Consider the following 25260-nt stretch of genomic DNA (forward strand, 5'->3'; position numbering starts at 1 on the left):
TTCCTAGTTTGCGGTATCTCAGAATATTCGTGTCCTTTTGCAATCGCTTGAATCCACGCCGCGTAAGGACTAAAATCAGACGTCTCGTGTATTCTAAATTATAGTGAGATTTGGATTAAGGCTCGATTGACTAAGATCCGAGGTAAGGAGCAAAGCAACGATCACCTCAAATGGATGCTCACGTAGATAAAGCAAATAATGAACGCAACGGACTTGCAACATCTCTCTAAACTTGGATTTAGCCACGAACGCGGTGGTGCTCATACCTCGCGAACGATGATGTTGGAGGAACTAAGTGCGCTGCTTTCGTACGTCGGCCGACCTGACGCAATCAAATCCGATTATCTTCGTGCGATCGATGAAGAAAACTGTCTTGGCAAGCGATCTGGAAAGACCCGTGTTCTAACCTATCGCCACCTTGTCGACCTGTACTCGCTAGATCCATCAACCACCATTTTTCGGGCAATGTTATATTTTTGGGGCCGCGATCTTGACGCGCGTCCTCTATTAGCCTTGCTGTGCACTTATGCGCGCGACCCGATCTTTCGGATGTCTGCGTCATTCCTATTGCCGTCTGAAGAAGGTGCGGTGGTTACCCGTGTTGCGCTTGAGCGAGTTCTCGACGAAAAGACTTCGGGCCGGTTTAGTACGGCCACCCTATGAACCTTGCTAACTCGCGGGCTCGTTTTTGCTCACTACTGCGAGTTTTCGCGCCAAGTCTTTTCTCAAGATACTCGCGAAAGTGCTTCTGATATTCCCCGATTAGTTCGTAACGTCCTGTTCATATCAAGTTCCGGCTCTTTTTGATTATAAGGCGTACCCGCCCCTCAAACCCGGCGACCTCAGTCGCATGCACCGTCTACAAGTGTGTCCGTCACCTTTCGTTTTTCGACATTCCATTGCGAGAATTCTTCTTTTCCCGCAAGCCAGAGGTAAATGTCGATTTCCCGCAGGGAGTACTGATCAAGGCCGTAGCTACTTCTGAACAGTTTTACAATTTCTACAAATCGGACGTAATTCTTTAGATCGTTCCTGCGAAATTCCGCAAAGTTGTCGAGGCGACGAAAATACCTGAGCATCTTGTCCACGTAATTGTCATAAATCGGGAATGCTTCGGGATTGTGATGATTGCAGTATTTAGACGCGAACGAATAGAATTTTCTTGCCTTACCGCCAATTTTCATTTCGGCCAGTTCGTCAACGACGCTAATATCACCAGTAATGAGGCGATCAGGTACACCAATGTCGATAATGTGTTTCGCAACTGAATGCGTATCAAAGATATTTGTGCTGTAAAAGTCGTTAAGGGCGCTGACTTTCAACAAGACGTGCTGAATATGGTCGTTTCGCGGACAGAGCTCCCGGAATAACAAATTAAGGGATTCCTCTTGAAGCGTATATTTTTCCAACCGGTGCCATTTGTTCAAGTAACCGATTACCAATTCCGCGGTAGGCCGCGGAATTTTTCGTTGCTCTACCATAGTTATTACCAGTCTCTAACGAACCCGACCTTTTGCCAAAACCGATATGGCGGTGGGCCAACCGGCTGTTCCTGAAACCCTATATGTGATTTAACGTTCTTGTAACTATCCGTCAGAGGGAAGCGCTTGGGCGGATATTCCCCGTTACATGCATCGTTTCGGCTTCGATTTCGTTTTTATACCGTCCCCACCGCCCGTCGCCGAACACGCAGAAAAAATAATTAGGAACGGTACGGCGACCTGTGCTATCCGCGTGGATTAGTCCGTTCAAGCGTTTTTCTTCGACGCGCCGGCGTAGATCAAGCATCTGTTTGGCGATGTCGATGATCTGATCTAGCTCAGGTGCTACCCTTTCGGACACAGTCTCTCGATCAGTTTCTCTGATCAGTCGGGAGAGATATTCTCCCCACAGACAGCGGACGAGTTCGCGGAATTTTTCGAAATAACAGTCGATCTGATTCCGTGTGGTTGTCCAGTCCTGAACGGTAACAGAATTAGTCGATTCTAGTGCGACCACTATTCGTGAGGATTGTGAATAGATAACGGATCCCATCGACAGAAAGATCTGTATGAAGTTTTCAATGCCCCCGATAGATCGATCCTTCGTGTGGCGGCTCAACTTCTTCATGTGCCTGCTGAGGAAGCTCAGGGCCGCTTCATGAAGCACCATATGGATCTGAAGATTTTTCGATCCGAGCGTTCGCATTGCGTCATCCGCAGCGGACACCGCTCCACGCACGCTCAGGAGTCGTGGCCTACTAGTCATAATCAAAGGAATATCGCAGAGGTTGAAGAAGTTAAGTAACGCACCATCGTCTCCTGACTTAATCAGCTCGTTTAGAACTTTGACGAATTGGGTCGAGCTTGACGCCGCGTCGCGCATTAGCCGAGTCCGCCGTACCGGCTGATTAGTTTGAAAATCACGCAGATTTAGAAGCAGAACAGGATTACTTACGAGAATTAAATCTTCGAGACGAGCCTGAAGCTGAACAATGGCGGTCTGATCGTCCACTTTACGAGACATCCACTCGGTGAGGTTTGAGGTGTAGGATTCGGGGGCGGAAGTTGTTAGGCTCAGAGTCCGCTTCGTCTCATCGGAAAAAGTTAGCAGACACGACAGCTCGAGATCGACAGGGGCGGAGCGGGTCTGAACTTCAAGAGTCTTCTCCGATCCAGAGGTCTGAATCTCTGCATTTATCACCTCAAAGTCATATCTACCCCAAACCTGTTCTAATTCTTCAAAATCGCTTTTAGCTCGAACTAGGATAGACGGGTCCTTGCATTCGATCGCAGTCTCGTCAGGATCGAATAGTCCGTCGACCCTGGCCTCATTACGTTTCAGACCGAGTAATGCCACCAGGACTTCCGCATTACCTGACCTAACAGGACGTAACAACGCTGGTGTGGAAAAATTGGCGCTTCCGTAATATAGGTCAATCGAATCGTCCCGTTCGATCGCGAGTGCTTTGCCGTGAAGTTTTTGTGGATAGTCATCACTTGAGTAATTGCAAAAGTACACATGAGCAATTCCCTCCCGAACCAGGCGGTGGTCAAACCAGGTGGGTGTGAGGTTAGTGACACCGTTCTGTGTAAAGATGTCGATCGTATCGGGTTGCAAGTCCGTATAGACGCGATCTAGCAGGTTCGGCACGGAGTCAAAGTATCGCGAAAGCACCGCGATCCGCCGGATGTCATCACCCGAGTTTTTCACGATTTGCTCCCAAAGCGGGACGGACAAATTTGACAGCAGCTGCGGCCGTTCGGCATTGTCTATTGTGTCCCGACCTATCCAGGCGACCGATCTATTTATTTCCTCAAGATTTGAGATAAAATTAGCTTCTCCGGTCATTGACGCGATGTCCCAGAGATACTCGTAGGCTTGTCGAAAGAGAGGAGATGGTTCCTCATCGTCTTCACTGCGGTACTCGACGCTTACCGCAAGTTCCGCGTTCTCCGTCATCCCTTGACGCGTGAAGTTGCAGCTACCAATGTAAAGCGAGCCTCCACGCGGGCTAAGGAAGAGTCCTAGCTTAGTGTGAAATACTCCGGTTGCAGCCACCGGCAATACCAGATACCGAATGTTTGCTTTTTTGAAGCGACCGAACCGCGGGTCGGATAATATCTGCTCGTACACGTTCCGATCAACTATGACAGTGATGTTTGGCGTATTTGCAAGAGCCTTGCGTTCAAGACAGTAGTCTTCAAGAAACGTTGGGTCCAGCGTAAATGTGCAGATAACGGCGTGATCATACTGCCGTCGATCCAAAAGACTGATTAGGTTCAGTTTATCCATCCGAAGTTATGAGCTGCCGAAGCAAGTCACGGCCCTCCTTCGTAATCTCTACCCTCTTATCAGAAGACGTCTCTATAAGACCGAGATCTGAAAGGATGCGTATACTGTTCAAAAATCTCGACGCCCGCCACTGTGGGTCATAATCTTGGTCTTTGATGATGCGATTGTCCGCTCTATGCAACCAGCAGCTATCTAACCGTCTCTTTTCGTACATCACACGATCATGCTGATCCAAGATGAATCTCTCTATGAATCGCGGAAGAACATTACTCCAGAGAGCGTCCGGAGAAAACCATGAATCAAGTTCAGGAAGCACGGCTCCGGCCCACAGGTTGGCACCGGCGTGATTCGATATGTAAGACATCGAGGGAGAACCCAGCACGCCTCGCCATTTGGCATACAGAACGCCGAGCAACATGACCGAAAGAGCTGTACGTCGACCGGGAATCCGCGTCGCGAGGCTAAGCAGCGCTGGTTCTGCATAGTCATGGTTTGGTTCGATTTGCTTCTGGAATTTGGCCGACTCCCGTTCACGCGGAATTTGCTCAAGGCCAAGTGCCCGCAAAAACGCCAGTGGAGTTTCGCACCGCTGTCCCATCACCTCACGAAATGTCTCTTGAAACTCGTCATCCGTAATTTCTTCAATGACAGAGGTAAGATCGCGACCTAGAAATTCGTCTCCCACAGTGATCAACACCGCCTGAAGTAGTCCTTCGATCGACTGGACGACAAACTCATGCAAACAGAACTGCTTCCACATTTCATAGCAGAATTCGTGGGTAGCGGGCGGCGTGTATGGGATCAACTCATACTCGTCTGTCCATAGACTGTCGTAGTAGATCGCGTACAGAAGATACACATCTAACTTATCCTGGCTGCTGGTATCAGGCGGCGAACCAAGGTCACTATACTTCGCTACCAGGTCTAGCAAGATCGTGAGTGTTTGCCGCCGAAGGAGTGACTTCTGGTCGCTCCCTCCGTCAGATTGAGAGAAGAATATATCGAGCAAGAGATTCCGTTCAGTAGAAGCGGCATCGCTGCTCAAAGCCTGCAAGGAATAGCGCTCCGACAGCGACTCGACCTCGGCTTTCGAAAGGCTTGTTCGGGTGTAGAGTCGGTTCTTGATATAAGCAGACTCAGCAATAGACTCGTGGAAAGCCGTGGCGAGCTGGTCCCCAAGACCGTCCGACACCAGATCAATGCCATGATCGTCACGGCGCGACAATCCGAGGTTATAGATTGATCCAGAATAATACTGTCCGTATCCGCCGGTGTTGTTGGACGGTAACACTTTGAAGTCACAATTGAATTCCCCTGTCAGGCTGCCGCGGTCAAGTTGTACCCGCACCACGTCTCTGCCGACCGGAGTCATCTGAGGTTCCGAATTAGCAGTTGCCAGGGCCAGAGCAGCCTCTCTTCGCCGAAGGCCGTCTACAAAGTACTCGTACCGCTGAGGCTTATCCTCTTTTTCGATGTGCCATAGTGCCCAAGTATAGAAGGAGTAATACCTTGCACGATCGGTGGTGGTGATAATTCCCGTTAGAAGCGCATCCGTTAGCAAGAACGCAACGCGAGATAGGCCAAGCGGATCCCTGCCGCCGCCTTCGGTCACGACCTTCTGTGTCCATTTAGGTAGGTACGTTAAGAGACCATCCATTGTGCTTTGCGCCTATTGGATCCCGAAGATAGCCAGACTGTCCTTAGCTCTTGTAAATGGGATCCGGAGCCGCCTCCGTTTGATGTAAGTCGCCGTGCCGGATCCCTCGAATCCGTTTTGAATTTCGTCAAAGATGTCCCGCTTAATAAAAATGAAAACATGCTGAAACTCCAGGCCTTTAGATTGCTCGATACGTTCAAGCGGGGCCTCACGAATATAGTTGAGGCGTTCGAGTTTTCGAAGGGCGAGTCGAGCTTCTGCGGACAGTTCGCAATTGTCGAGTAGTATCAAAAGGCCGGGCGTGTGAGTCCACATCAGGCTCTTTGATTCTAAGATTCGCGCGACTTCGAGCTCTACATGTTCGGTAGTAGCTTCGTCATATATTTCCACGTAGCCATGGGGATTAACGAACTCAAGTTCATTAGCCACCTTCGTTACTTCCTTATGCTCTTCCCTGAAAGCCTTTTTCTTAGCGTCCGCAAGGTACGGCGAAGAGTCCGCAACCTGATCCATCAGGTCTTTTGCTCGCTCGCCGACGGCGGCCTTCTGCCGGTAGCACTGGTTCATTTTGTGAACCGTCACGCCGTAATCGTAACGGAGTTTATTGAACGCCTTATCCGGCAATGGCTTGTCTAACTGAAGAGGGTCGAACGCTACGACAACCGATCCGGCATTGTCCTCCTTCCATCTTGATAGCGACCCTTTCAAGGTATCGAAACTTGGATCGTCAACAAGGAGAATGTCGAGCCGGGCAGAATGGGCGGCATTCACGCGGAATTGTTGAATTGGTTCACCGGTTGAGTTTTCGATGTACTCAGCCAGAGCATCCGAAATTCGAATCCCGACGCTGTAATCCAGGTCGACGAACAGTTTAAGTAGTTGAAGCAATATGCAGGTCTTTCCGGTGCCGGGACCACCGACTATCCAGGTCGCCCGCTCGCCTTCGTTAAAGATCGACTCGCTGATCTCGTCGAAGAACTCCTTTTGGTGCGCATCGAGGAAATATATCCAGTCGGGATGCGTTTCTTCGTTGTACGTTATTTCGACATTCCGGTCAGGGTGACGCTGGAAGGTCTTAGTTCTCTTACCGAAATAGAATCGTGAGGGTGGATCGCCCAACGTTAGTTGGTCTAACATATACGTGAGGTCGCTGTAACGCCGAACTACATCGTGGCCGCCAACATCGAGAAGCGACAGCCGCTCGTTCGAATATTGAGCAACGAGGCGGCACCCACCGCTTATGTCTACTTCCACAAGCCGGTTTTGGCATTGCTCAAGCTTACCGTAGCGGTGTAGAACCTTTCGAGGGTCGGAACGATGCAGAGCCAGAAGATCGGCAATCGCTCCTTCAGCGAGCCGTTGTAAAGGCAAGCTCGCTGAATAGTAGTTGTCGTCGAACCTTCGTGAGGATTGTATTGTCAGCTTCCGGATACCCATGGAGATTGAATGTTTCTCTCAAAATTTGGAGCGTTTCTACTAAACACGGATTGCCTTTTGCTCCGTCACGAGTGTGTCTTCAAACGTCACCAGCGTGACGTATTCGGTTGCGTTCCGAACATGAACAAGTGCGCTACGAAGGACTTCCAGCGAATACTTCTCGGTCCACGGCTCGTGGACCCGATACGGCCCCGCCTGATTACTGATTTTCGATCGGTATGAAGGCATGAATTGGGCAGAATGGTGTTCATCGAGGTATTTCGCGATCGCCCAAGTGTAGTACTGAGCAATTCCTTCCTTTACGTTAATGTCCGACTCTGCAAACCCCTTAGACCAAAACGTGCCCGAAGCATCACATCCTAAATGACTATACGCATGGGCCAGTTCGTGGGTCATTACGAGAACTGTCAGGTCTTCGACGGAGATCTTCATTATCCCCGCGGCGAGACCGATCACTTTCCAGAACAAGAAGATCTCAGGCTTGGAAACTGCGCGGTGAAGAGTCGGCACGTATGTGTAAACGCCCATCACGTCGTCGCGGACAGCCATTAGTTTTTCCTTCACAGTCGCCTGAGTGGCGATCCGGCGAAGCTCGGAGCAGGTCGAATCAATACCTTCGACCATGTCGCCCAGCTTCTGATCCAACGCTCCACCGATCCTGTAGACGTTGAGGTCTCCACGTAACCCGGCAAATGCCCTTCCTTTGTACTCCAGGGCTTCAATATCAAAAAGGTATTTGCTCACGATCTCAGCAAGAAATTCTTCTTCCGTGAAAGGTGTAGATAGAAGCGTGGACAACGAGTCCGGGTAACCGGCATCAATCTTGATCGGCACGTCGGCGACCAGTTGAAATCGCGTTAACTTCCTCATGGCCGCCTGCAAGCGATCCCTCCAACGATTTTTTGACGACTCTACCTCGTCAGCAACCGCGTCGGGAACTTGTTCGAAGAGTTCACGAAATGTAGGCATGTAGTTTCACGTTCTTATCCCTAATGAAATTTGTTCAACAATGTACCGTTGATCGACTGTCCACGAACGGGATTTCTTCACGATAATATGTCTGGTAATTGAACATAAGCTCAAATCGAATTATCGTTCAACAAGTCTCACCGCCATCTATCGAAGTCTTTCGAAGATACAATCGCATCTCCAAATAAAGCTTGTGATCAGTTTCCATTGTAACCTGTCGGATTTCAAAGTATCATTCACCCAACGGTTGATCCTGAAAAAAATCACGTTTATCAAGAGGTTGTCTACCCTTGCGACTAACGTTCTGATTAATGGCAGCCCTGTTTTTGTTTGTTAGTTTAGTTCGAAATGTCCGAATGGTTTTCTTGGCTTTGAGCTTTTATTCTGCAAAGAAAGTAGCAACGGATAATTGATCTTGTGGGATGCCGGTTTAGAGAATTATGCAGACAGACCAAACGACAATTCCGGTTCCGCGTCTGGGTTTGATGGCCACTGTCAGAAATAGGCGTGGAATAATTTCTGCTGTCACGCCGATAAACGATCTCAACGGTGAATCGGTCCATTTGGTGCAGATTGACTACACGGATACTGATTCGCCGGTAACGGATTCGTTAATTTGGGAACGCGAGATACAACCAAATTTGCTCGAAGCTAGAGCTTTACCTGATCTTACTCTGTCCTCGCCTATGGGACCGGCGGACTTTGAAGCCATTCAGCGCTCGGTCAGATGGTCGGCACTCACACCCTTTGATCGGTTTAGCGATTTGAATGATTTGGTCACTGCCCCCTATTTTGGGGCAGTCCAGACGGATGACTATCAGCTATTACCGGTTCTGACGGCACTTAGAATGCCCAGAATCGGCATCATGATCGCTGATGACGTCGGGCTTGGAAAGACTATTGAGGCGGGCTTCATTATCACTGAGCTTCTACGTCGTCGCAGAATAAACCGTGTAATGATACTTTGCGGAGCTTCGCTTCGACTTCAGTGGCAGGACGAAATGCACTCGAAATTCTCCTCTACCTTCGAGGTGATCGATAAGGCCGCCACACATGAGTTACAAAGAAACCTCGGTGTAGATGCGAACCCATGGCGAACATTTCCAAGGGTAATTAGCTCATATCATTACCTAAAGCAGCCCGATATCCTTGAGCAGTTTCTCGCAACCTGCAGACAGGCAAATTCTACAGTTTCCGCCAATTTGCCTTGGGATTTACTAATAGTAGACGAAGCTCATAATCTTGCCCCTTCAAATTTCGGAGCTGATAGCGATCGAAAAACGAGCTCGCATACGAATTGGTCGACTCGCTCAAATCACCACGCAATCTCGTTGATCTTTTGGCTGAACTAGAGCAAAAGGTCGGTCGGCCTGTCCCGGAAGAAGAAGTGCTAGCTTGGCTAACGCTTGGCGCCGCATCCCGAAAGGATGGCAGGCCGCTGATGCGTCCAGTCGTACACGTCTTTGTTCGCGGCATGTCAGGAGCGGTTGTCACATTTCCGCTTGATGCTCCACGGCTGTGGCTATCCGCTGAAGATGCATCGCAGGTTGAAGATAACCGAATCTATCACCTTCCCCTGATGACTTGCACTACCTGCGGTCAGCACTACTTCTACCATCATGTAGGAGATTTCAGCTTTACAGGTAAGACCTTCGGTGGCGGGGAGGCTGTTGAATCACGCCGAATATGGAAGCCACTGGATCAAAATTTGGGCGGCAATCGAGTAGTTTTGCTCGATCGGATAACATCTGAGAAAGAGGTGGTCGATGATGAGTTATTTGAGGATGAAGCGCCGAGATCAACTTTACCTATTTATTTTTGCCGCCTGTGTGGAACACTTCACCCCGACCCGTTGACAAGATGCGATGGATGCGGAGCCTTTGAATCCCTTGTCCGTTTATTTGCCGTCCAACAGAAAGAAGAAAATCCGGGATATCTGACTTCGTGTGTGTCTTGCCAGTCGATCGGTCGAAGCCGGCCGGGTGGCTATCGGGAACCTGCTCGTCCGGTCAGAGCTGTGGCAGTTTCGGACGTTCACGTTCTTGCACAAAACACGCTACAACATGCTGATCGTAAGCACTTGCTGATCTTCTCGGACAACCGCCAGGATGCAGCTTTTCAGGCAGGTTGGATGCAGGATCACGCCCGTCGTTTTCGTTTAAGATCGCTCATGTACGAGAAGATACGCCTCGGGTCAATATCGGTGGGTGACCTTACGGCATTCCTGGACGACACGCTTGCCGACGATGACGACATGAGCCTCGCACTCATTCCGGAGGTCTGGCGGGCTCATCGCAAAGAAGCCGAGGGAGTGCGACACGCCGAAGAACGCAAAAAGTTTCTCCGCATTCAAGTACTTCGCGAAATTACCACGGGTATCAAACAGCGAATCGGCCTCGAACCGTGGGGCAGGATGCAGATCGATTATCCGTCGCTGAAAGCAGACAACGAGTTCTTTTCAAAATGGGCTCCGATTATCGAGGTTGACGCCGAAATGTTGCGATCGGGCGTTTGCGCGTTGCTTGACATCGCCCGTCGTAATCTGAACCTTTTCGATCGAGATGGACGGATTTTTTCACGCTATTGGCAAGATGGCGATTTCGAGATCCAACGCGGGTACATGCCCATTATGCAGGGCGTTCCACGAGGCCTAAAACTGCGGCGAGAAGCGGCCGACGACAAGGGCCGAATAAGTCAGTGGCTCAGCGACCGCGGCGAGACTTTGCCGCGGCAAATTGCTCGCCGTTGGGGGTTGGATGCGGATCAAATCGAAGCATTTTATGAAGAACTTTGGACACTGCTAACTGCGGATACCGGCATACTGGCAACCGTGCAATTGAAGGGCAGCAGAGGCCGCAATCTTCCTGGCACACATGGCGCCCGGCAGATCGATGGTGACAAGTTGCTGTTTGCCCCGCATATGGGAGTTTATCGATGCCAGAGATGTCGCCGCTCTCATCTACGACCAACTCCGTTGATGACTTGTTTGGCCTGGAGATGTACGGGAACGATTCGTTTTGAAGACGAAAATGCGGACAACTATGACCTTATGGTTCTCGATCAGCAGTTTCAGATGATTCGAGCAATGGAGCACTCGGCCCAGGTCCCTGTCGACAAACGAGAACAGATAGAGCGCGACTTCAAAAACGACAGTCCCCGAGTAAACACACTTGTCTGTACGCCGACCTTGGAACTAGGTGTTGATATCGGATCTCTCGACGCGGTCTTGATGAGAAATGTACCGCCACTTCCCGCAAACTACTGGCAGCGAGCCGGTCGTGCAGGACGTCGGTTTCGCATGGCTGTAAACCTGACTTATGCACGACAGGCAAGCCATGATCGGGCCTATTTCCGTGAACCTCTTCGCCTTCTGAACGGCATTGTCGCTCCGCCGCGTTTTAACCTGCAAAATGAGCCGATGTTGAAAAAGCACATACACGCTGCAATGCTCACAGTTCTGCAAAGCCTTGCTCGAGACCCAAATCATCCAGAACAGAGTCGCACTGATATCCGAGAGGTTCTCCGAACTTGTTTTCCGCAGCAGATCAAGAGCTATTTATTTGAGGAAAATGGGGTCGTCAGGAGGGTGCCATTCGATACATCTTCCATGGCCTCGCTCGTCGAAGCTCACACCACAGAAATCATTGCTTACATCGATCGTGTCTTTGACGCTGACAATTCAATTGGAAACGGCGAGCTGATCTCGCAGGATCAGATCAGAGAATACGTTCTCGGAGCTGAGGGCGACCTGCGAGCGGTCGTTCGGCGGCTCGAAAAACGCCTGAAATGGGCAATGGATCAGATTGGCCGGCTTGAGCATGTAAGAAGTCAAAAGGGCACTTTGGATCCCGAGGAAGACTCTCTGTTCCGACGTTGCGACTTGCTGATAAAAAAACTCAAAGGGCAGGAACGCCGCCGCCGAGCTGAGGTCGAGGGTTTTGATGACACGAATACCTATGGAGTTCTGGCTCTCGAAGGATTTTTGCCAAACTATGGATTGGATACGGGTTCAGTGCTCGCGACCGCTCAAATGCCTCGTTATTTGCCCGACGCAACTGATTTTGAACTGCGTCGGCCTTCGGCAGTCGCATTACGCGAATACATACCGGGAAATCTGATCTACGCAAATGGCAATCGATTCGTCGCCAGAGTTTTCCAGTTTGATCCGATCCAGCCGACAATGTACCAGGTCGACACTGCTAACGAAGCAATAACGGAGGTTGGCACGTTAGCCCAGACGTCTGGGCCTCTGGCAGCTTCATTGTTACCGGCGATGCCACTGGGCGACGTTTTCCTTCCGCATCAGTCGCATATTAACGACGACGAAGAATTTCGATTCCAGATGGCGGTTTCCATTTTGGGCACCGAGCAAAATCGGCACACCGGAGGCAAAGTGTACAAGTGGGGTGACGTTGATCTGTTGTTCAAGCGCAACGATCAACTTCGACTGATAAACGTTGGGAGTGCTCGTCTGGTCCGGGATAACAACCGGCTCGGATACCCGGTCTGTTTGGTATGCGGACAGAGCCGTTCTCCACTTTCGTCCGAGGCCGACCGGACACAATTCGCCGACGATCACCAGGAGCGATGCGGAAAAGCAGTCCGGCCCGTTGCATTCTATTCCGACATTGTCGTTGATGCTGTCTGCTTAACATTTTCGAATCGAGAGGACGCGTATAGCGTGGCTGAAGCGATTAGGGCTGGAGCCGCAAGTGTTCTTGAAATGGAACTCGACGATCTTCAACTCCTTGCCATAGGTCAGCCCGGTCTGCCCGACACGAACATCATCATTTACGACACAATGGCCGGTGGTTCAGGTTTGCTTGAGCAGCTTATGGAAAACTGGGGTCAGGTTATTCAGGCGGCCCGGACGATTATGTCAGAATGCCCGAGCCAATGCGAGACTGGGTGTATTGACTGTCTTTTTACATTTCGAAACGCTTTCTATCATCGATTTCTGAATCGCCACCGAGCCTACACTATCTTGGACTTGCTGGGCGAGGAACTTGAGTTTAGTCATGCGATTCCTGCAGTTCAGGGTGCAAGCGCGGACAGCATGCAGGAGCAACCCGTAAACGCTCCCGAACAGTTTTTGAAATCGATGATAGAAAAGGCCGGCTTCCCGCCGCCGATTGCCCAAAAATCCATACCTATATCAGCTCCTTATTATTCCACGACACCAGACTTTTATTTCGAAGACCCAGACGATGATGAGCGGGGAATCTGTATCTATTTGGACGGAATGAGTAACGCCGTGCACGGCAATACTGAAGCCCGAACGCGAGATGCCCAGATTCGCTCCGAGTTGCGACAGCTCGGCTTCGACGTAATAGAAATCGGGAACAGTCAGCTGGCGGATCGAGGTTTTATGTCACAAGTTTTCTTTAAGTTGGGCAGGATTCTTCTTGATCGAGATCGCGCTAGGTCTCTAAAAGATAATCCCGACTGGTTTGGTTAGATAATTTGAATAAGATTCGCTCTCGGTGTCGAGTGAGCTAGGTCGACAGCGATCACCGAAACGGTATCGAAAGAAATGAACATCGTCCGAACTACAATCGAGGCTGACTACATTCCCGCATTACAGAACGGATCGACTCACGTTGTTACTTTTGCCGAGGAAGGTTTTTCGTTCTTTAAAGCATATTGCGAATTCGGCCTCGGAATTCCTATTCGGGAAAGCGTAGAGTTGTGCGACCGAGTAAACAACGCTGACGAAACTGGAACTCTGTTTCCACGAGGGAACCTAAGCTCAATGCCGAAACGGTTTTTTCGAGACGGAACTTGGGATGGAGAGGGTTTCAGACGCTGCTTGCGAGATGCTTTCATCGCAAATCGGGATCACTGCAAATCCAAACATCTCGTATTTCAATTCAGCTGTGTGGAATTACATTTGGACATTCTATTTGCGGAGGTTCAGCGGATGGCTCAATTGGAATTCTCGGATTCCGGCATTCACGAAATAACAGTTCATTTTAGTAGTTAGCGTCGTCATTCGGCTCGATCGTTGGACGATATTATCAAAGAAAAAAGGAAGCATGTTTTCACACTTCCTTGAATGTTGGTCACGCGGCAGCTCTCGCGGCTTCCTCCTGGACCATTGAATCTATTTGATCCCCAGTATCGCCCCACTCGGCGGCGTTCTGGATCTCTTCCTCCTTAACTTCTCCGTCATCGGCTTTGACTAGACGGAATCTTCCGGTGCCACAGTCAAATAATGGTCGCCTTTCGGCACTGGCTGCGTCACCCTTTATCCCGGACATATAGAGCCCGAGTTTCGCTGTCGCTTCGAACTGTTTCAACGGTCCGAGTGACTTGAACGCAGAGGTGAACGCATTTGATAACGACCAGAGGTTCCGCGAGCGAAAATCCTCATGATCAGGATCGAAGTAGTTCGAATGAACCGCGGGCATCAGCTGTCGAGGAACACCCTTGAGCACCCTCTCGACAAAGGCTCGATAGATAATAAGCCTTGCGTAATTGTCTGTAAGACCATATTCCCGCATCAGCTTAATCTGATTCGCTATAGAATCAAGGCCTCGATAGATGCGATCTACTGCGACGGCAATTGAATCCGTAAGATTGAGTTTCGACGTATGCTTGTGAAGCAGCGGCGAGAAATCTCCCGAAAATGCCATGTTGTCGCAAACGAAGACACGATAGCCCGCCGTCAAGGCGAGCCTCATCGACTTGTCGTTCGAGTTGCGGAGCCCGATCGAGAAACGTCCTCCTTCGAATGCCGCGTCGAGATCCATGACGCCAAACATCTTCAAACCGTCCTGCGAGACGGCATACTCGTCTTTTACGACGCGAAGATGACGGAAAGAAAGAGCTTCCTCAAGTACCTCAACTATCTCGAAATGTGCGAGCGGTTGATGCGTTTTTGTTGCCTCCGGGAGAGGCATCTCCTTCAGCTCGTCCCGCGTGACTTTTCGCGCACCGCAATGCGCCATTAACGTAGAGCTTTGATTGCTCATATATTTTTCCTCCTAATTGTTTTTGTGAAATCTAAACTGTAGTAAATGAAATGGGAGTGTGATGTTGTATTCAGATCAGCCGAACACTATCTAAGGTGTCTGTGATCCGTTTACCGTTACTGTCTGGCTTGGTTCGACAAGCCCACGCCTCATATGTTCGGAAGATTGGACTTCCTTCATCTCTGTCCATCGAGATCAGAACATCGACGATCTCGCCCGAAAGGAACGTGTACTCGACTAAATCATCTTCAACAAAGTTCTTCGTCCCCAGATAAGTATCCAGGGCCTTTAGATAACCGTTTGCCCAAGTTTGCAATTCATAGATCTCGGATTTTGTAAAAAGGTCCGATCGCGAATTGCTCGTCATGTTTTTTTCCTCCTTATGTTATTTTCGTTTGATTTTGTGACAGTCGCCGGGCTTGTCGCCGCAGGACGGTCGTTCTAAGTAAAAACGGTCGACAGTTTAATAGCGCCGGTTTGTGTTCTGAATAATAGTGACCGTTTGAAACGGTGCTCCTATTACTGCCGGACCGCCACTGGAATCGATCCTGGCGATCTCCAAATGACATGGGATCCAACCCGTGCTCTTGCCGACATAAAAGCGTCGTTTCTGGCCGTAGCAGTCTATTACCTCTACGCGCCGGCCTTCGAGACCGACGAGTTCGGGGCATAGTTCAACCGGACACCTTTCATTGGTGTTCTCGTAGTGAATCCTTGCGGCATTTGATCAACGCTTCATATTCCCGATAACCGCTGACAGTGCCTATCCTTTCTATTTTTGGAATTGAGACCCGGACTCCATGTTCGATCAACCAGAGAGAGATGGCCTTACCCCTCTCGAATGCATATTCGAATCCGAGAAAGGTGTAGCCCTTACGACTTTTTCCGAACTTACAGGGAATGATGTACAAACGCTGTTCACTATTTATGCTTATCTTCGTTTTCATTTATCTCCCCCTTGTTCGTATTCTCAGATGTGAACTTGCAGTTGCCGACGCCGCGAGTGCGATCTCGGTATCTACAAGTTGGTCAAGTTCATCCTCACTACATTCCCATTGAGCCTGAACCTCATTCGGGTTGAACTCGTCGAGGAGACCGTCGTAGATTACTGTCCATGTGTGATTCTTTGGTGAATCAGTGCCCGTATATTCCGGGAACAATGTTTCGATCCGAAGATTCAGAAGGGACGGGGTCTTCGATGCGGTGTGCCTTGGGTAAACGGTATATATGTATTCTTCTCCATAATCGCGCGTGCCGCACGGAAGGAGTTTGAAGAACCCGATGCCCCATTTGGAGTCCTTGATCAAAGTCACGGCCAGATGTCCCATACTAAAAGCGACTTTATGGTGATCCTTTGATCTCGACTCCCTCGTGATAAGATGGCCACGCAGCAACCGTTTCAAATCGTCGCCGTGGCCGGTCAGGTCTCCGTCGATGCTGCGCGACAGGACACAGATGTCCCTGCCCTCATCATCGAGGACAATAGTCAAGCTTTTCACGCCCATATTTCCTCCGTTATTGTGTTTTCGTTTTTGAATGGATGCGCCCGGAACATTCGTTGGAGGTAGAGAACTCAACGAACGATCCGGGCGGTTCTGTTGAGCTGTGTAAGATAGGTGAGAGCGATCAGTCGGTAGTAATTATCTCGGAGGAGAGAATCTGTTCGTCAACAAAATCGTTGACCGGTTCTTCTTCACGGTTCCTCCAGTCAGCCTCGACCAATACCGGATCAAAGTCCCGAACAAGACCGTCGTAGATGACCGGCATGTTCGATTGTTTTGTTCCGGGAAGGCCAAAGAATGTGACCGCACCGGCTTGGATCTTCACCTTCAAACGTTTCGATTCTTCCTTACCGGTGTTGTCGAGATAGACGGTGTAGACATACTCTTCACCACAATCCCGAGTTCCACTCGGATGGAGATAGAACCCGCCAATGCCCTCCTTGAAATGTGCGATCATCTGGGCTGCAAGACAGCCCATACCGTTCGCCGCTTTTTTGGGCGTTGAAGACCCATATCCGTTTACGACTGAAAATCCTTTAAGAAAGTCCTTCAAATCGACTCCATGTCCCGTGGGATAACCGTCGAACTGACGATAAAGGACACATATCTCTTGGTTGTCCTCGTCGAGCACAACCGTCAAGCTTCTAGTTCCCATGTTTCACCTCCTGTAGTTCGGTTCCGATACCCCTATAGACCTCTTGTGCTTTGGCGATCCAGGTCGCAGACTTTTGTTTGTCCGTTTCGTATCGAAGTCTGATCTGCCGTCTATACTCATCAGCTATTGCGTTCTGAGTATCCTGATCACAGACCGCATCGATCGCGGCCTCAAGTGATTCATAGACCTGCGTGAGGCTGACCTTTTTATCAAGCTCGCGTTCGAACACTTCGTCACAGAAGCTCTTCGCCTCTTGTTCGGTCTCGAAACCGCTCGCCGGTGACACCAATTCGTATTCCTTTCCTTCAACGAACTCCTGCCAACCGCCTTCCCAATCTTTGGCCGTGTAGTTTGACCATGAGCCTGAGCGATCGCGGTTTATCTCCGCAATCAGTTGGCTTAAAGGCCAGACATGGAGCCGTCGATCTTCAATATTCCTGACCACATGGAACAGCTCTGAGCCAGCCCCATTGTGTGAACAGCAATTCGTACAGAATTCGCAACTCTTGCACTGAGCACTCTCGACATCGTTTCTTGCGCAGTGACCGCAGATGTACACATAGACCTCAAAGGTCATCTTTGCGTACGGGTTGTCTTCCGTTTGGCCGTTTCGCCAAACACGGACCTCGACCTCACCGTCGATCTGCCGATCGATAAGAACCTCGATGTCGTCATAGCTGACACTGAAAATATCGATGTCATGCCAGCCACATACGGGCTCGTAGACGCTTTGATCTGGCGGTTTGACTGATATTGAGTGATCATTTTGAGCAAGATCGGTCCTGCAATAGAAATGCGTTGTAAGCTGTGTTTGTCCGGTTACTATCTTAAACAGTGCCCAAATATCCTCGGGCTCCGTCGGCAGGTCTATTCCCGTTACTTCCCCGACAAGTCGTAAGGTTTTGTGATGCTCCTTCCCATAGCTTGGCAAAAGGAAATATTGGATCCTTTCCATTGTCATATTTTTAGCACCCCGTTTCCGGCTCATGTGCCGCCGGTAATGGTGATAATATTCTTACGATCGTCGATATCTACGTAAGCTTCGACTGATCAAACTCGTCATACTCGATTCTTGCGGGCGTATATTGCACCTTGCCGTTTCGGAAATACGAGTACCAAAAGTCGTCCGAGTTTTCCCCGTCTCCATAGAGAACCAATAGTGCATCGGGGTAGAGCTTTGAAAATTCTCGCAACTCGTCCGTATAGTCGTACCACTTGGCATCCATTTGCATTGCTCCATCTTGATCAAACGCATAATTCGCGTTCTCGTTGGTATCGCGAAGTCTGGCAATGATTGCGGTAGCTTTGGGATGCACTGCGGAGTTATCGGCGGTCATCACTTCGAGCGAAAAACATGTGTAGTAACCCATCCTTTTTTCCTCCCCGACTAAAATGAGATGTCGTCAATCACCTGAACCGGCGGTGTTTCGGCCATTTGATTTACTTCTTCCCGCTCTCCGTTTGATTTCGGGTCGCGGATGTTAAAGGTAAGCCCCGGATGAATGTCGAGCTTTAGATTTATGCTCCCATCCCGGCACATAAAGGCGGCTCCTGCCGAACGCCAAAAAACCTGGCGTTTTGGTTCGAGTCCCCTTTCCACAATTAAATAAACGATCTTAAAATCTGACATATCTTCCTCCTACTGATTTTTGTTTTGATTTAGATTGGCCGAAGAGAGCGGCGGCCTCAGGCAACCGCTTCAACGCTCTCTTGAGCGGTGTCGAACGATTCGCTTTTTTCCTGTAAGGCGTCCTGGTGATTTCCACCAACCGCCCTATCACAGCAAAGAGGCGGAGAACCAACGGAACACTCTTTACAAATAAGCGTTTTGCAGCTCTTACATTGGGTCCAGTTGCAATCTGAGGTCTCTCGAAAGATGGCCACAGCTATCCTTCCGGGTGACTTGCGGGTCAGCGTGATAACATCCTCAAGTTCCTTCTCGCAAATGGGACAAATGACTGTTTGTTTCATTTTATTTTTTCCTCCTGTTCGAAATTTATTTTGTTTGCAGATTCCCGCAGGGATCGGGGCATAGGTACACCGATCCCTCCGAGAAAAGACAAACAAGAATGAACACAAGGTTTTTTCAATATCAGGCAGGCGGCAGGGTTACTGCACTGAACGGCCGGGAGATCTTCCCGTCGATCATGAGCTTCAGGTAGATATGATAGTTCGGCAGGTTTGTAAAATCCGATGTTCTGAACTCAGGCGTAAATTCCGGCTCGAGAAATTCGGCGTCGTTTGCACCGATCCTAAAGACTATGATCGTTCCGACGTTGCCGAGGATCGCGTCGCGAATGTTCGGTTCCAGCTGCGTCAGATATTGGTGGGCGAGCACGAGGGAAAGACCGTATTTACGCAGTTCCGAGAGCATGAACATCAGGCTCTGCGTTGTAAAATTATGGAACTCGTCAAGGTAGAGGGTAAAGTCGCGTCTTTCGGATTCCGGTATATTCGCACGGCTAAGGGCGGCCAGATCGAATCTCGATATCAGCAGCGAGCCGAGAAGATTCGACGCATCCTCTCCGATGCTGCCTTTTGAAAGGTTTACCAGAAGGATCTTCCCTTCGTCCATCGCCTTTCTGAGATTCAGCGGCTTTTCAGGATTTGTAAGAACTTTCTGAAGCAACGGATGTGTGAGAAAGGCCCCGACCTTGTTTTGGATCGGGCTTATCGCTTCGACTCGAAACCGCTCCGGATAATGATCGAACTCTTTTGTCCAAAAATCTCTGACCTGCTCACTCTGTATGAACGGAACCACCTTTTGGCGGAAGGTCCGGTCTGACAGGAGTTTCAAAATGTCCGCGAGGTTCGCATTGGGATAATCAAGCAAGGTGAGCAACGAGTTGCGTAGGATATATTCAAGCCTCGGCCCCCACGAATCGCTCCAGAGATGCTTGAAGACCTGGATCAGTCCGGAACATGCGAGTGGTCTTTTGTCGACCGACACATTGGCGAGCGGGTTAAACCCAAACGGCTGATCGTCGTTCGTCAGATCAAAGTCGATGAGATCGTCGATTCGGTTCTCGGGAATCTGCGCCTTCAGCTTTTTGACGAGATCGCCGTGCGGATCTAAAAGGGCGAACCCGCATTCACTCTGCAGGTCGCTTAGCATGAGTGTTTCGAGCAGTGTCGTTTTGCCTGTACCCGTCTTACCTATCAGATACATATGAGCTCGTCGATCTGCCTGCTTGATACCAAAGGTCTTTAGATGGTTTCTAAAGTTTGTTTGGGCAAGGACGGTGATGGCGGACGACGGCTTGTTTTCCGGGGGCTGCATTGGGCGGGAGCGTTTCTGATTAAGGGTACGCGGGCATTCTAGCGTGCGGACGCGGATCGCAAAAGGGTGAAATTTTACACCGTTATGTCAGCGGCTGATCTCAGTGTCATGAAGGCCGTTGGCCGCTGGCTGATGAGGGGTCGGTCTTTGCGTGGCGGCCGATAGGACGCCATTTTGAAATGCTGATGACGAGCGCTCGGCCTGTTCTTGTCGTGACGATGTAGCCCCCGTCCCGAAGGACTTTCAGCCACGACTGGACGGTCCGTTTCGAGATCCCGATCTCTCTCTCGATCGTGCTGATCTTCCTGTAGAGTTTGCCGGTTTTGCGATCGGCATGAATGATCAGGTAAAGGTAAAGCCAGACAGAGCGCCCCATTGCCTTGTAGTGACGGGCCGAGGAGCTTACGACAAGTCCGCGCCAAACAAAACCCCACCACCTGGATGGCGGTTTGGAAAAACGGGCCGCTCCGGCCTCGATAATGTTCTGGATATGCTCCGTCATTGGGGTTCGGTTGGATTAGTTGATCTACTCTCTGATCCTATACCCGAACGTTATCGCCGAACAGGTGGAATAATTATGCAGTTTCGCGTCTGGATGTCCCCACCCCATCCACAGTGCGATCACTCTTTTTAATATCTTTCTTTAATAAGATTTCTTTGCAATCACGCTGTCCGGGCAAAAAACCCGCATATTCTTGAGGAGTTTGCCTTGTTGCGACGGAGCACGGTAACGAAGCGATCATGAGCCTCAGAGTTACGCTTCCATGGCACATCAGCGGAAGAAACGCCATGCAAGATCCAGACCTTGATCGAGACGAACCTTCCCGCATACATCGCGGTGTAAATTTTCCCCCTTTTGCGATTTCTGAAATTTAGCTAAACTACCAAAGGATTGAATTTGGCAAAAAGTGAAACTATTACAATTACACAAAATACAAGATCTCCCGGATCTAATTTTCCAGGTTTTTTAGCCATGGCAAATCTGCCATCGGATTCCTGAAAAAATCAAATAATTGCTTATACAATTTCTGAAAAGTTCGATATGTTGCTAGTGTTGGTCCACCAAAGGGTACACGCGGTCGAGAATGGACCAGATCGAACGGTATATTTAGCTTAATTAAGAGGTTATTGCCGTCTGCGACGAAGTTCGAGCTTACTATTCTTGCCAGTTCCCGCTTTTCTCGATCATTTCCGTTTTTATAGCTTAAATAAGGCTGTTTTAAGAGTTCGAGGAATTCTTCAAGCTTTTCCGTCATGACGCCCGATTCGTTGTCAGCGTCATTGAGCTTCCTCTGACTTTCGGAGAGCTCGAGCGTAAGCTTGTTCTTCTTATCCAGATAGGTTTCTTTATCAAAAACACCGTCCATGTAAGCGTCGGCGAGGTTTTCCATGCGTTTGGCAATTTGTTCGGATCGCATCGACAATTCCCGTTTCAAGCAATCAATTCGCTTTGGCTCGGAGTCCTTATGGCGGATGATCTCCGACCGCAGATACTCGGTTTCTTCATTTGAGAATTCTATCTCTCTGAGGACCTGGAGAAATTCTTTCGAGACGGCTTCTTCCCTGAACGGGCTTTGAACGCAACCTCTCGTGTGACAGCGATAGTAGACATGTCCTTTTTGCCTCTCACCGATCAGGGATTTTCCGCAGCTGCCGCAGCGAACATGTCGCCGATAAACAAAATAATGTTTTGTCGATTTCTTCACCCTCTTCCCGGCCAAGACTTCCTGCACCTGGTCGAAGAGTTCCTTGCTTATGATCGGCTCGTGTTGACCGACAAATACTTCTCGGAGTGAACGGAGGCTTACCAAGCCAATATAGAAAGGATTCCGAAGACATTTGACCATACCGTTTCGCGACATTCGGCTGCCGTTCTTGCCCGTGAAGCCTGCCTGATACATCTCTTCCACCAGGGAATCGAGCCCTAGTTCGCCCCTCGCGTATACCTCGAACGCCTGTTTGACCAAAGGGCCCAAAATGGGATCGATACGTTTGGGCTTTCCCTGTCCCATATCGAGGTAGCCGACCGGGGCCGGGAACGGGTAAAGCCCCTGCTTGATCCTTCCGTAAAGGCCTTTTTTGGCTTCCTCACGAAGGTTTCGAACATAATCGGCGGCTACCACAGCCTGAATGTCGGCCGACAACCGGCCTCCCCGAGAACTCAGATCAAGGCTTTCGTTTGCAAAATGAACCTCGACACCTAAGTCGATCAAGGAACCCAGTTCAGCCCAATCTTTTAGATTTCGGGCGCTCCGGTCGATCTTGTGGACGATCAGGCCCCGAGCCTCTCCCAGTTTTAGGGCCTTCAGCATTTCCAAAAACACCGGGCGACCGGTTTTGGCCGCGGTTTCACGTTCTTCATAGCGTTTTACGATATGGAGATTCCAGCGTCTGGCGAATCGTTCTATAGCGTCTGTTTGTTCGATAAGCGAGGTGCCTCTTTGTCCCTGTTTCTGCGTCGAGACGCGGACATAGGAAAAATAGCTCTTTGAGGGCATGGTTGGATTGAATGATTTTGGCTCGTTTGCGGGGGATTGAAAATTGGTCAGGTTGCCCTAACCGGGAGGCCTCTTAACATTAGCGGGACCTGGGGCTTCTGTCAATAGGTTGGGATTCTCATTGCCCTGCGTTTGCGAGATACGCCAAACAACCTCAATATATCGCTTCAGATGGAAATCGATTTGGGAATATTCGTCGCGATTCAGGCCCGGATACAGATCCGCCAGCGCCAGCTGTTTCTCTGGCGTCGCGTCTAATTGCATACCGTCCTTTCCGACTGCTGACGCGCGGAACACTTTTTAGTTCCCTTTGTCCCGGAGTCGTGGTGGACCATCTTAAATACTTTGCCGCCGGCGATGGCGCTAAAGAGGTACCCGTAATACCGCAGTTCCCAATCACTTTCGCCGCTGCGATATCTAATCAACTCTGGATAAATTTCGACGAGTTTGTCGGAGGTGTTCGCTTTTGTCGGTCTGATTCCCGGACAAAAAACGCGGCGGATTGCCATCGGATCGTAACGGTGGATGGCGATGTTTTGTCGTCTGGCGAACTGTTCGATCACTTTCTCGACGCAAATAAGTGCAGCGGAGTGTCGCTGCTGCTTGTTAAGTAGAGGCATAATGACGGTGCGGATACAGTAGTAAGTGCAGAGATTCGACAGGATCTTCTCAAGCCCGGTAAGGAGATCAGCGTTGGACCGGAATTGCCGAAGCGATTTTACGCCATAGTAGATCAGACGGCCATCACGAAAGGTCGCGACGCCAAGACGGCCGCGGCCCGGAGCAATGGATAATATCGAACTCGGTATTAGATTCATGGAAATGGAATTAGGAAGGGGGTGGCGAACGGGTCGGAAGCTCAACGTTCTGCTAGGATTCTTGCGAGCTTCGTAACGTGCTTTCGCACAAGACGCCCGTTCTCCTCGTTCACGATCGGTTGTTCGAGCAAGCGTTCGTAGCTACAGATGCTGACATCTTCGACAAGATGCGATTTGGCGTCGGGTGTGAAAAGGGATCCGGTCGCCTTCGACGCCTTCGCCGAAAGTTCTGAACCAATCGCGTCGAAGTGTTCAGGAAACAGTCTCTCAACCGGGCATCGGTAAATAGCGGCGAGCCGAAGAGCCGTCACGAGATTTGGCGTGCGTTCGCCGCGTTCATAGCTCGATATCCGGCTTGGCGAACTGTGCCCAAGCAGCCAGGCAACCTGTTTTTGAGCCAGTCCTCGGCTTTTTCGTGTTCTCCAGAGGGCATTATTCAAATGTGATCGCGGACTGTTTTGCATCGATCGGAGCTTAATACATAGGTGCGCCATCGCCGACTGCTACGGTTTAATTTCACAATAGCACGCGATGAAACGTGCAAAAAGGGTGAAAAATTCCACACCTTTGCCTACGACGGAAACGACGCAAAACGAAAAATTCAGTATATTTAAGCGTAGTTTCAGCTGCAGGGGGAGCGTCGGCAAACGGTGCAGCTTGTTCTGTTCTTGCGGTGCTACGGCCGGGGGTCCCACGTCGCCGACTCCGACGCGACCGGTAATAATGCCGTAAACCAACAATTCTGTCAAGACCTCGAAATCCTGCGGTCACGATAGGCGTCGCCCGTCTATCCAGCCGAAGCCTATCCAACATGTAGTTATTGTAGATTCAACCTTCAGACGGCATTCTCCAAAGATCTTTCGACGAAAAAAACGCGGGCTGCCACTTATTACAACTCGCGTACGTAAGGATTATTTTTCTGCAAGATGCAAGGAGAAATGGTCTTCAGCCCACGGACTTGATAAAATAGCTAGAGGCGGCCCTTTTCGCTCGGATGACTCTCGGATGACGCACTTAGTTCTATGATATATAAGGTCGACCACTCGTGGTTGATACGAATGAACACCTTCCAATGCAATCCGTGCGATTCAGCAAGCTCGTCAAGCCCGTCATTATCGTAATCGGAAAGACAAAGATAAGCCTTTCCGTCGGCGGTCAGCCAATCGCCAACTTGAGTGATGAATTGTTTGATCGAGCGAAGTTCAGGATCAAAGAATGCGGATTCCAGGATATCCACCGGAAGAGCATCGGCAAACGGGAGGTTGGCGAAGATAATATCGAACGGCTCTTCTTCCCTAACGAGGGGCTCAAAGAGATCGCCCGTATAGAAGCGGGAGATGTCCTCCACCTTAAGCTCACGTGCATTAATGTGACAATTTGTGATGGCGGCCGCGTTGATATCGGTTCCGACAAGCATCGAAGAACCGGAAGCGGCAATCATCGACGAGACAATACCACTCCCGCATCCAATATCGAGCACCCGCTTTCCGCGAAACATTGGCTGAGCGGCGAATGAAAGGCCGAGTCCGCCTGAAGGTGCAATGAACGGCGAATAGACCGTCGGAAGTACGGTGAACTTGTGCCCTCCGTATAAATGACATTCAGGACCTGACCGCTCCCGGTGCTTAGCAATAATTTCGTCAACGTAGGCGCGCGGAGTTGCCGTGTGGGGCCTATCAAGTGAAAGAAGCATCAT

Annotated in this window: 23 protein-coding genes and 1 pseudogene; 5 read left to right on the forward strand and 19 right to left on the reverse strand. The window is 50.0% G+C overall.

Annotated features, from left to right (window positions below; genetic code table 11):
- Window positions 1-198: 198 nt before the first annotated feature.
- The gene (locus IPL32_03760) at window positions 199-663 is read left to right on the forward strand and encodes a hypothetical protein (GenBank protein ID MBK8464925.1); all 465 of its coding nucleotides are present in this window, start codon (window positions 199-201) and stop codon (window positions 661-663) included.
- Between the two features lie 242 nt (window positions 664-905).
- Here the strand turns inward: IPL32_03760 and IPL32_03765 are convergent.
- The 5 genes and pseudogenes from IPL32_03765 to IPL32_03785 form a co-directional block, all read right to left on the reverse strand.
- Window positions 906-1481: pseudogene (locus IPL32_03765) on the reverse strand (hypothetical protein).
- Between the two features lie 112 nt (window positions 1482-1593).
- The gene (locus tag IPL32_03770) at window positions 1594-3774 is read right to left on the reverse strand and encodes a hypothetical protein (GenBank protein ID MBK8464926.1); all 2181 of its coding nucleotides are present in this window, start codon (window positions 3772-3774) and stop codon (window positions 1594-1596) included.
- Window positions 3767-5431, reverse strand: coding sequence for a hypothetical protein (locus IPL32_03775; GenBank protein MBK8464927.1), 1665 nt, complete (start codon window positions 5429-5431; stop codon window positions 3767-3769). The genes IPL32_03770 and IPL32_03775 overlap by 8 nt, the downstream gene beginning before the upstream one ends.
- Before the next feature lie 12 nt (window positions 5432-5443).
- A complete protein-coding gene (locus IPL32_03780) occupies window positions 5444-6868 on the reverse strand; it encodes a hypothetical protein (GenBank protein MBK8464928.1) in 1425 nt (474 codons plus the stop codon).
- Between the two features lie 39 nt (window positions 6869-6907).
- A complete protein-coding gene (locus IPL32_03785; protein ID MBK8464929.1) occupies window positions 6908-7837 on the reverse strand; it encodes a hypothetical protein in 930 nt (309 codons plus the stop codon).
- 482 nt (window positions 7838-8319) lie between these two features.
- Between IPL32_03785 and IPL32_03790 the strand changes: the two genes are divergently transcribed.
- The 3 genes from IPL32_03790 to IPL32_03800 all read left to right on the forward strand — a co-directional run bounded on the left by IPL32_03790 (window position 8320) and on the right by IPL32_03800 (window position 13820).
- A complete protein-coding gene (locus IPL32_03790; GenBank protein MBK8464930.1) occupies window positions 8320-9189 on the forward strand; it encodes a DEAD/DEAH box helicase family protein in 870 nt (289 codons plus the stop codon).
- Window positions 9177-13295 (forward strand): DUF1998 domain-containing protein, encoded by a 4119-nt coding sequence (locus IPL32_03795; protein ID MBK8464931.1) that lies wholly within the window; start codon window positions 9177-9179, stop codon window positions 13293-13295. The genes IPL32_03790 and IPL32_03795 overlap by 13 nt, the downstream gene beginning before the upstream one ends.
- Window positions 13296-13370: 75 nt before the next feature.
- Window positions 13371-13820 carry a hypothetical protein gene (locus IPL32_03800; GenBank protein ID MBK8464932.1) on the forward strand — a complete coding sequence of 150 codons (450 nt, stop codon included), beginning with the start codon at window positions 13371-13373 and terminating at the stop codon, window positions 13818-13820.
- 79 nt (window positions 13821-13899) lie between these two features.
- Here the strand turns inward: IPL32_03800 and IPL32_03805 are convergent, their stop codons facing one another.
- On the reverse strand, window positions 13900-14811 hold the full coding sequence (locus tag IPL32_03805) for a hypothetical protein (protein MBK8464933.1): 912 nt from the start codon (window positions 14809-14811) through the stop codon (window positions 13900-13902).
- 70 nt (window positions 14812-14881) lie between these two features.
- Window positions 14882-15178, reverse strand: coding sequence for a hypothetical protein (locus tag IPL32_03810; protein ID MBK8464934.1), 297 nt, complete (start codon window positions 15176-15178; stop codon window positions 14882-14884).
- Window positions 15179-15313: 135 nt separating this feature from the next.
- On the opposite strand from IPL32_03810, the gene IPL32_03815 reads away from it, so the two are divergent.
- Window positions 15314-15484, forward strand: a complete 171-nt coding sequence (locus tag IPL32_03815; protein MBK8464935.1) for a hypothetical protein — start codon at window positions 15314-15316, stop codon at window positions 15482-15484.
- A gap of 274 nt (window positions 15485-15758) precedes the next feature.
- Here IPL32_03815 and IPL32_03820 read toward each other — a convergent pair whose 3' ends face one another.
- The 12 genes from IPL32_03820 to IPL32_03875 form a co-directional block, all read right to left on the reverse strand.
- A complete protein-coding gene (locus IPL32_03820; GenBank protein ID MBK8464936.1) occupies window positions 15759-16310 on the reverse strand; it encodes a hypothetical protein in 552 nt (183 codons plus the stop codon).
- A 127-nt stretch (window positions 16311-16437) separates the two neighbouring features.
- Window positions 16438-16968, reverse strand: coding sequence for a hypothetical protein (locus IPL32_03825; protein ID MBK8464937.1), 531 nt, complete (start codon window positions 16966-16968; stop codon window positions 16438-16440).
- Entirely contained in the window at window positions 16958-17923 is a 966-nt protein-coding gene (locus IPL32_03830) for a hypothetical protein (protein MBK8464938.1), read from the reverse strand. The genes IPL32_03825 and IPL32_03830 overlap by 11 nt, the downstream gene beginning before the upstream one ends.
- A gap of 76 nt (window positions 17924-17999) precedes the next feature.
- Window positions 18000-18338 carry a hypothetical protein gene (locus IPL32_03835; protein ID MBK8464939.1) on the reverse strand — a complete coding sequence of 113 codons (339 nt, stop codon included), beginning with the start codon at window positions 18336-18338 and terminating at the stop codon, window positions 18000-18002.
- A 17-nt stretch (window positions 18339-18355) separates the two neighbouring features.
- Entirely contained in the window at window positions 18356-18598 is a 243-nt protein-coding gene (locus tag IPL32_03840) for a hypothetical protein (GenBank protein MBK8464940.1), read from the reverse strand.
- A gap of 56 nt (window positions 18599-18654) precedes the next feature.
- Complete coding sequence (locus IPL32_03845) at window positions 18655-18939, reverse strand: hypothetical protein (protein MBK8464941.1); 285 nt, start codon at window positions 18937-18939, stop codon at window positions 18655-18657.
- Between the two features lie 121 nt (window positions 18940-19060).
- The gene (locus IPL32_03850; GenBank protein ID MBK8464942.1) at window positions 19061-20248 is read right to left on the reverse strand and encodes a type IV secretion system DNA-binding domain-containing protein; all 1188 of its coding nucleotides are present in this window, start codon (window positions 20246-20248) and stop codon (window positions 19061-19063) included.
- Window positions 20249-20354: 106 nt separating this feature from the next.
- Window positions 20355-20750, reverse strand: a complete 396-nt coding sequence (locus IPL32_03855; protein MBK8464943.1) for a helix-turn-helix domain-containing protein — start codon at window positions 20748-20750, stop codon at window positions 20355-20357.
- Between the two features lie 448 nt (window positions 20751-21198).
- Complete coding sequence (locus IPL32_03860) at window positions 21199-22746, reverse strand: recombinase family protein (protein ID MBK8464944.1); 1548 nt, start codon at window positions 22744-22746, stop codon at window positions 21199-21201.
- Between the two features lie 254 nt (window positions 22747-23000).
- Window positions 23001-23564, reverse strand: a complete 564-nt coding sequence (locus tag IPL32_03865; protein MBK8464945.1) for a hypothetical protein — start codon at window positions 23562-23564, stop codon at window positions 23001-23003.
- A 41-nt stretch (window positions 23565-23605) separates the two neighbouring features.
- Complete coding sequence (locus IPL32_03870; protein ID MBK8464946.1) at window positions 23606-24028, reverse strand: helix-turn-helix transcriptional regulator; 423 nt, start codon at window positions 24026-24028, stop codon at window positions 23606-23608.
- A 506-nt stretch (window positions 24029-24534) separates the two neighbouring features.
- Window positions 24535-25260, reverse strand: a complete 726-nt coding sequence (locus IPL32_03875) for a methyltransferase domain-containing protein (GenBank protein MBK8464947.1) — start codon at window positions 25258-25260, stop codon at window positions 24535-24537.

This window comes from Chloracidobacterium sp., from assembly GCA_016711345.1.
Lineage (GTDB): Bacteria > Acidobacteriota > Blastocatellia > Pyrinomonadales > Pyrinomonadaceae > OLB17.

Coding starts and splice junctions, on each gene's coding strand:
- IPL32_03770 (MBK8464926.1), bottom strand. CDS start 3,774: ATGGATAAACTGAACCTAATCAGTCTTTTGGATCGACGGCAGTATGAT.
- IPL32_03870 (MBK8464946.1), bottom strand. CDS start 24,028: ATGCAAAACAGTCCGCGATCACATTTGAATAATGCCCTCTGGAGAACA.
- IPL32_03775 (MBK8464927.1), bottom strand. CDS start 5,431: ATGGATGGTCTCTTAACGTACCTACCTAAATGGACACAGAAGGTCGTG.
- IPL32_03805 (MBK8464933.1), bottom strand. CDS start 14,811: ATGAGCAATCAAAGCTCTACGTTAATGGCGCATTGCGGTGCGCGAAAA.
- IPL32_03850 (MBK8464942.1), bottom strand. CDS start 20,248: ATGCAGCCCCCGGAAAACAAGCCGTCGTCCGCCATCACCGTCCTTGCC.
- IPL32_03835 (MBK8464939.1), bottom strand. CDS start 18,338: ATGGGTTACTACACATGTTTTTCGCTCGAAGTGATGACCGCCGATAAC.
- IPL32_03855 (MBK8464943.1), bottom strand. CDS start 20,750: ATGACGGAGCATATCCAGAACATTATCGAGGCCGGAGCGGCCCGTTTT.
- IPL32_03830 (MBK8464938.1), bottom strand. CDS start 17,923: ATGGAAAGGATCCAATATTTCCTTTTGCCAAGCTATGGGAAGGAGCAT.
- IPL32_03845 (MBK8464941.1), bottom strand. CDS start 18,939: ATGAAACAAACAGTCATTTGTCCCATTTGCGAGAAGGAACTTGAGGAT.
- IPL32_03825 (MBK8464937.1), bottom strand. CDS start 16,968: ATGGGAACTAGAAGCTTGACGGTTGTGCTCGACGAGGACAACCAAGAG.
- IPL32_03780 (MBK8464928.1), bottom strand. CDS start 6,868: ATGGGTATCCGGAAGCTGACAATACAATCCTCACGAAGGTTCGACGAC.
- IPL32_03875 (MBK8464947.1), bottom strand. CDS start 25,260: ATGATGCTTCTTTCACTTGATAGGCCCCACACGGCAACTCCGCGCGCC.
- IPL32_03860 (MBK8464944.1), bottom strand. CDS start 22,746: ATGCCCTCAAAGAGCTATTTTTCCTATGTCCGCGTCTCGACGCAGAAA.
- IPL32_03760 (MBK8464925.1), top strand. CDS start 199: ATGAACGCAACGGACTTGCAACATCTCTCTAAACTTGGATTTAGCCAC.
- IPL32_03810 (MBK8464934.1), bottom strand. CDS start 15,178: ATGACGAGCAATTCGCGATCGGACCTTTTTACAAAATCCGAGATCTAT.
- IPL32_03785 (MBK8464929.1), bottom strand. CDS start 7,837: ATGCCTACATTTCGTGAACTCTTCGAACAAGTTCCCGACGCGGTTGCT.
- IPL32_03800 (MBK8464932.1), top strand. CDS start 13,371: ATGAACATCGTCCGAACTACAATCGAGGCTGACTACATTCCCGCATTA.
- IPL32_03865 (MBK8464945.1), bottom strand. CDS start 23,564: ATGAATCTAATACCGAGTTCGATATTATCCATTGCTCCGGGCCGCGGC.
- IPL32_03840 (MBK8464940.1), bottom strand. CDS start 18,598: ATGTCAGATTTTAAGATCGTTTATTTAATTGTGGAAAGGGGACTCGAA.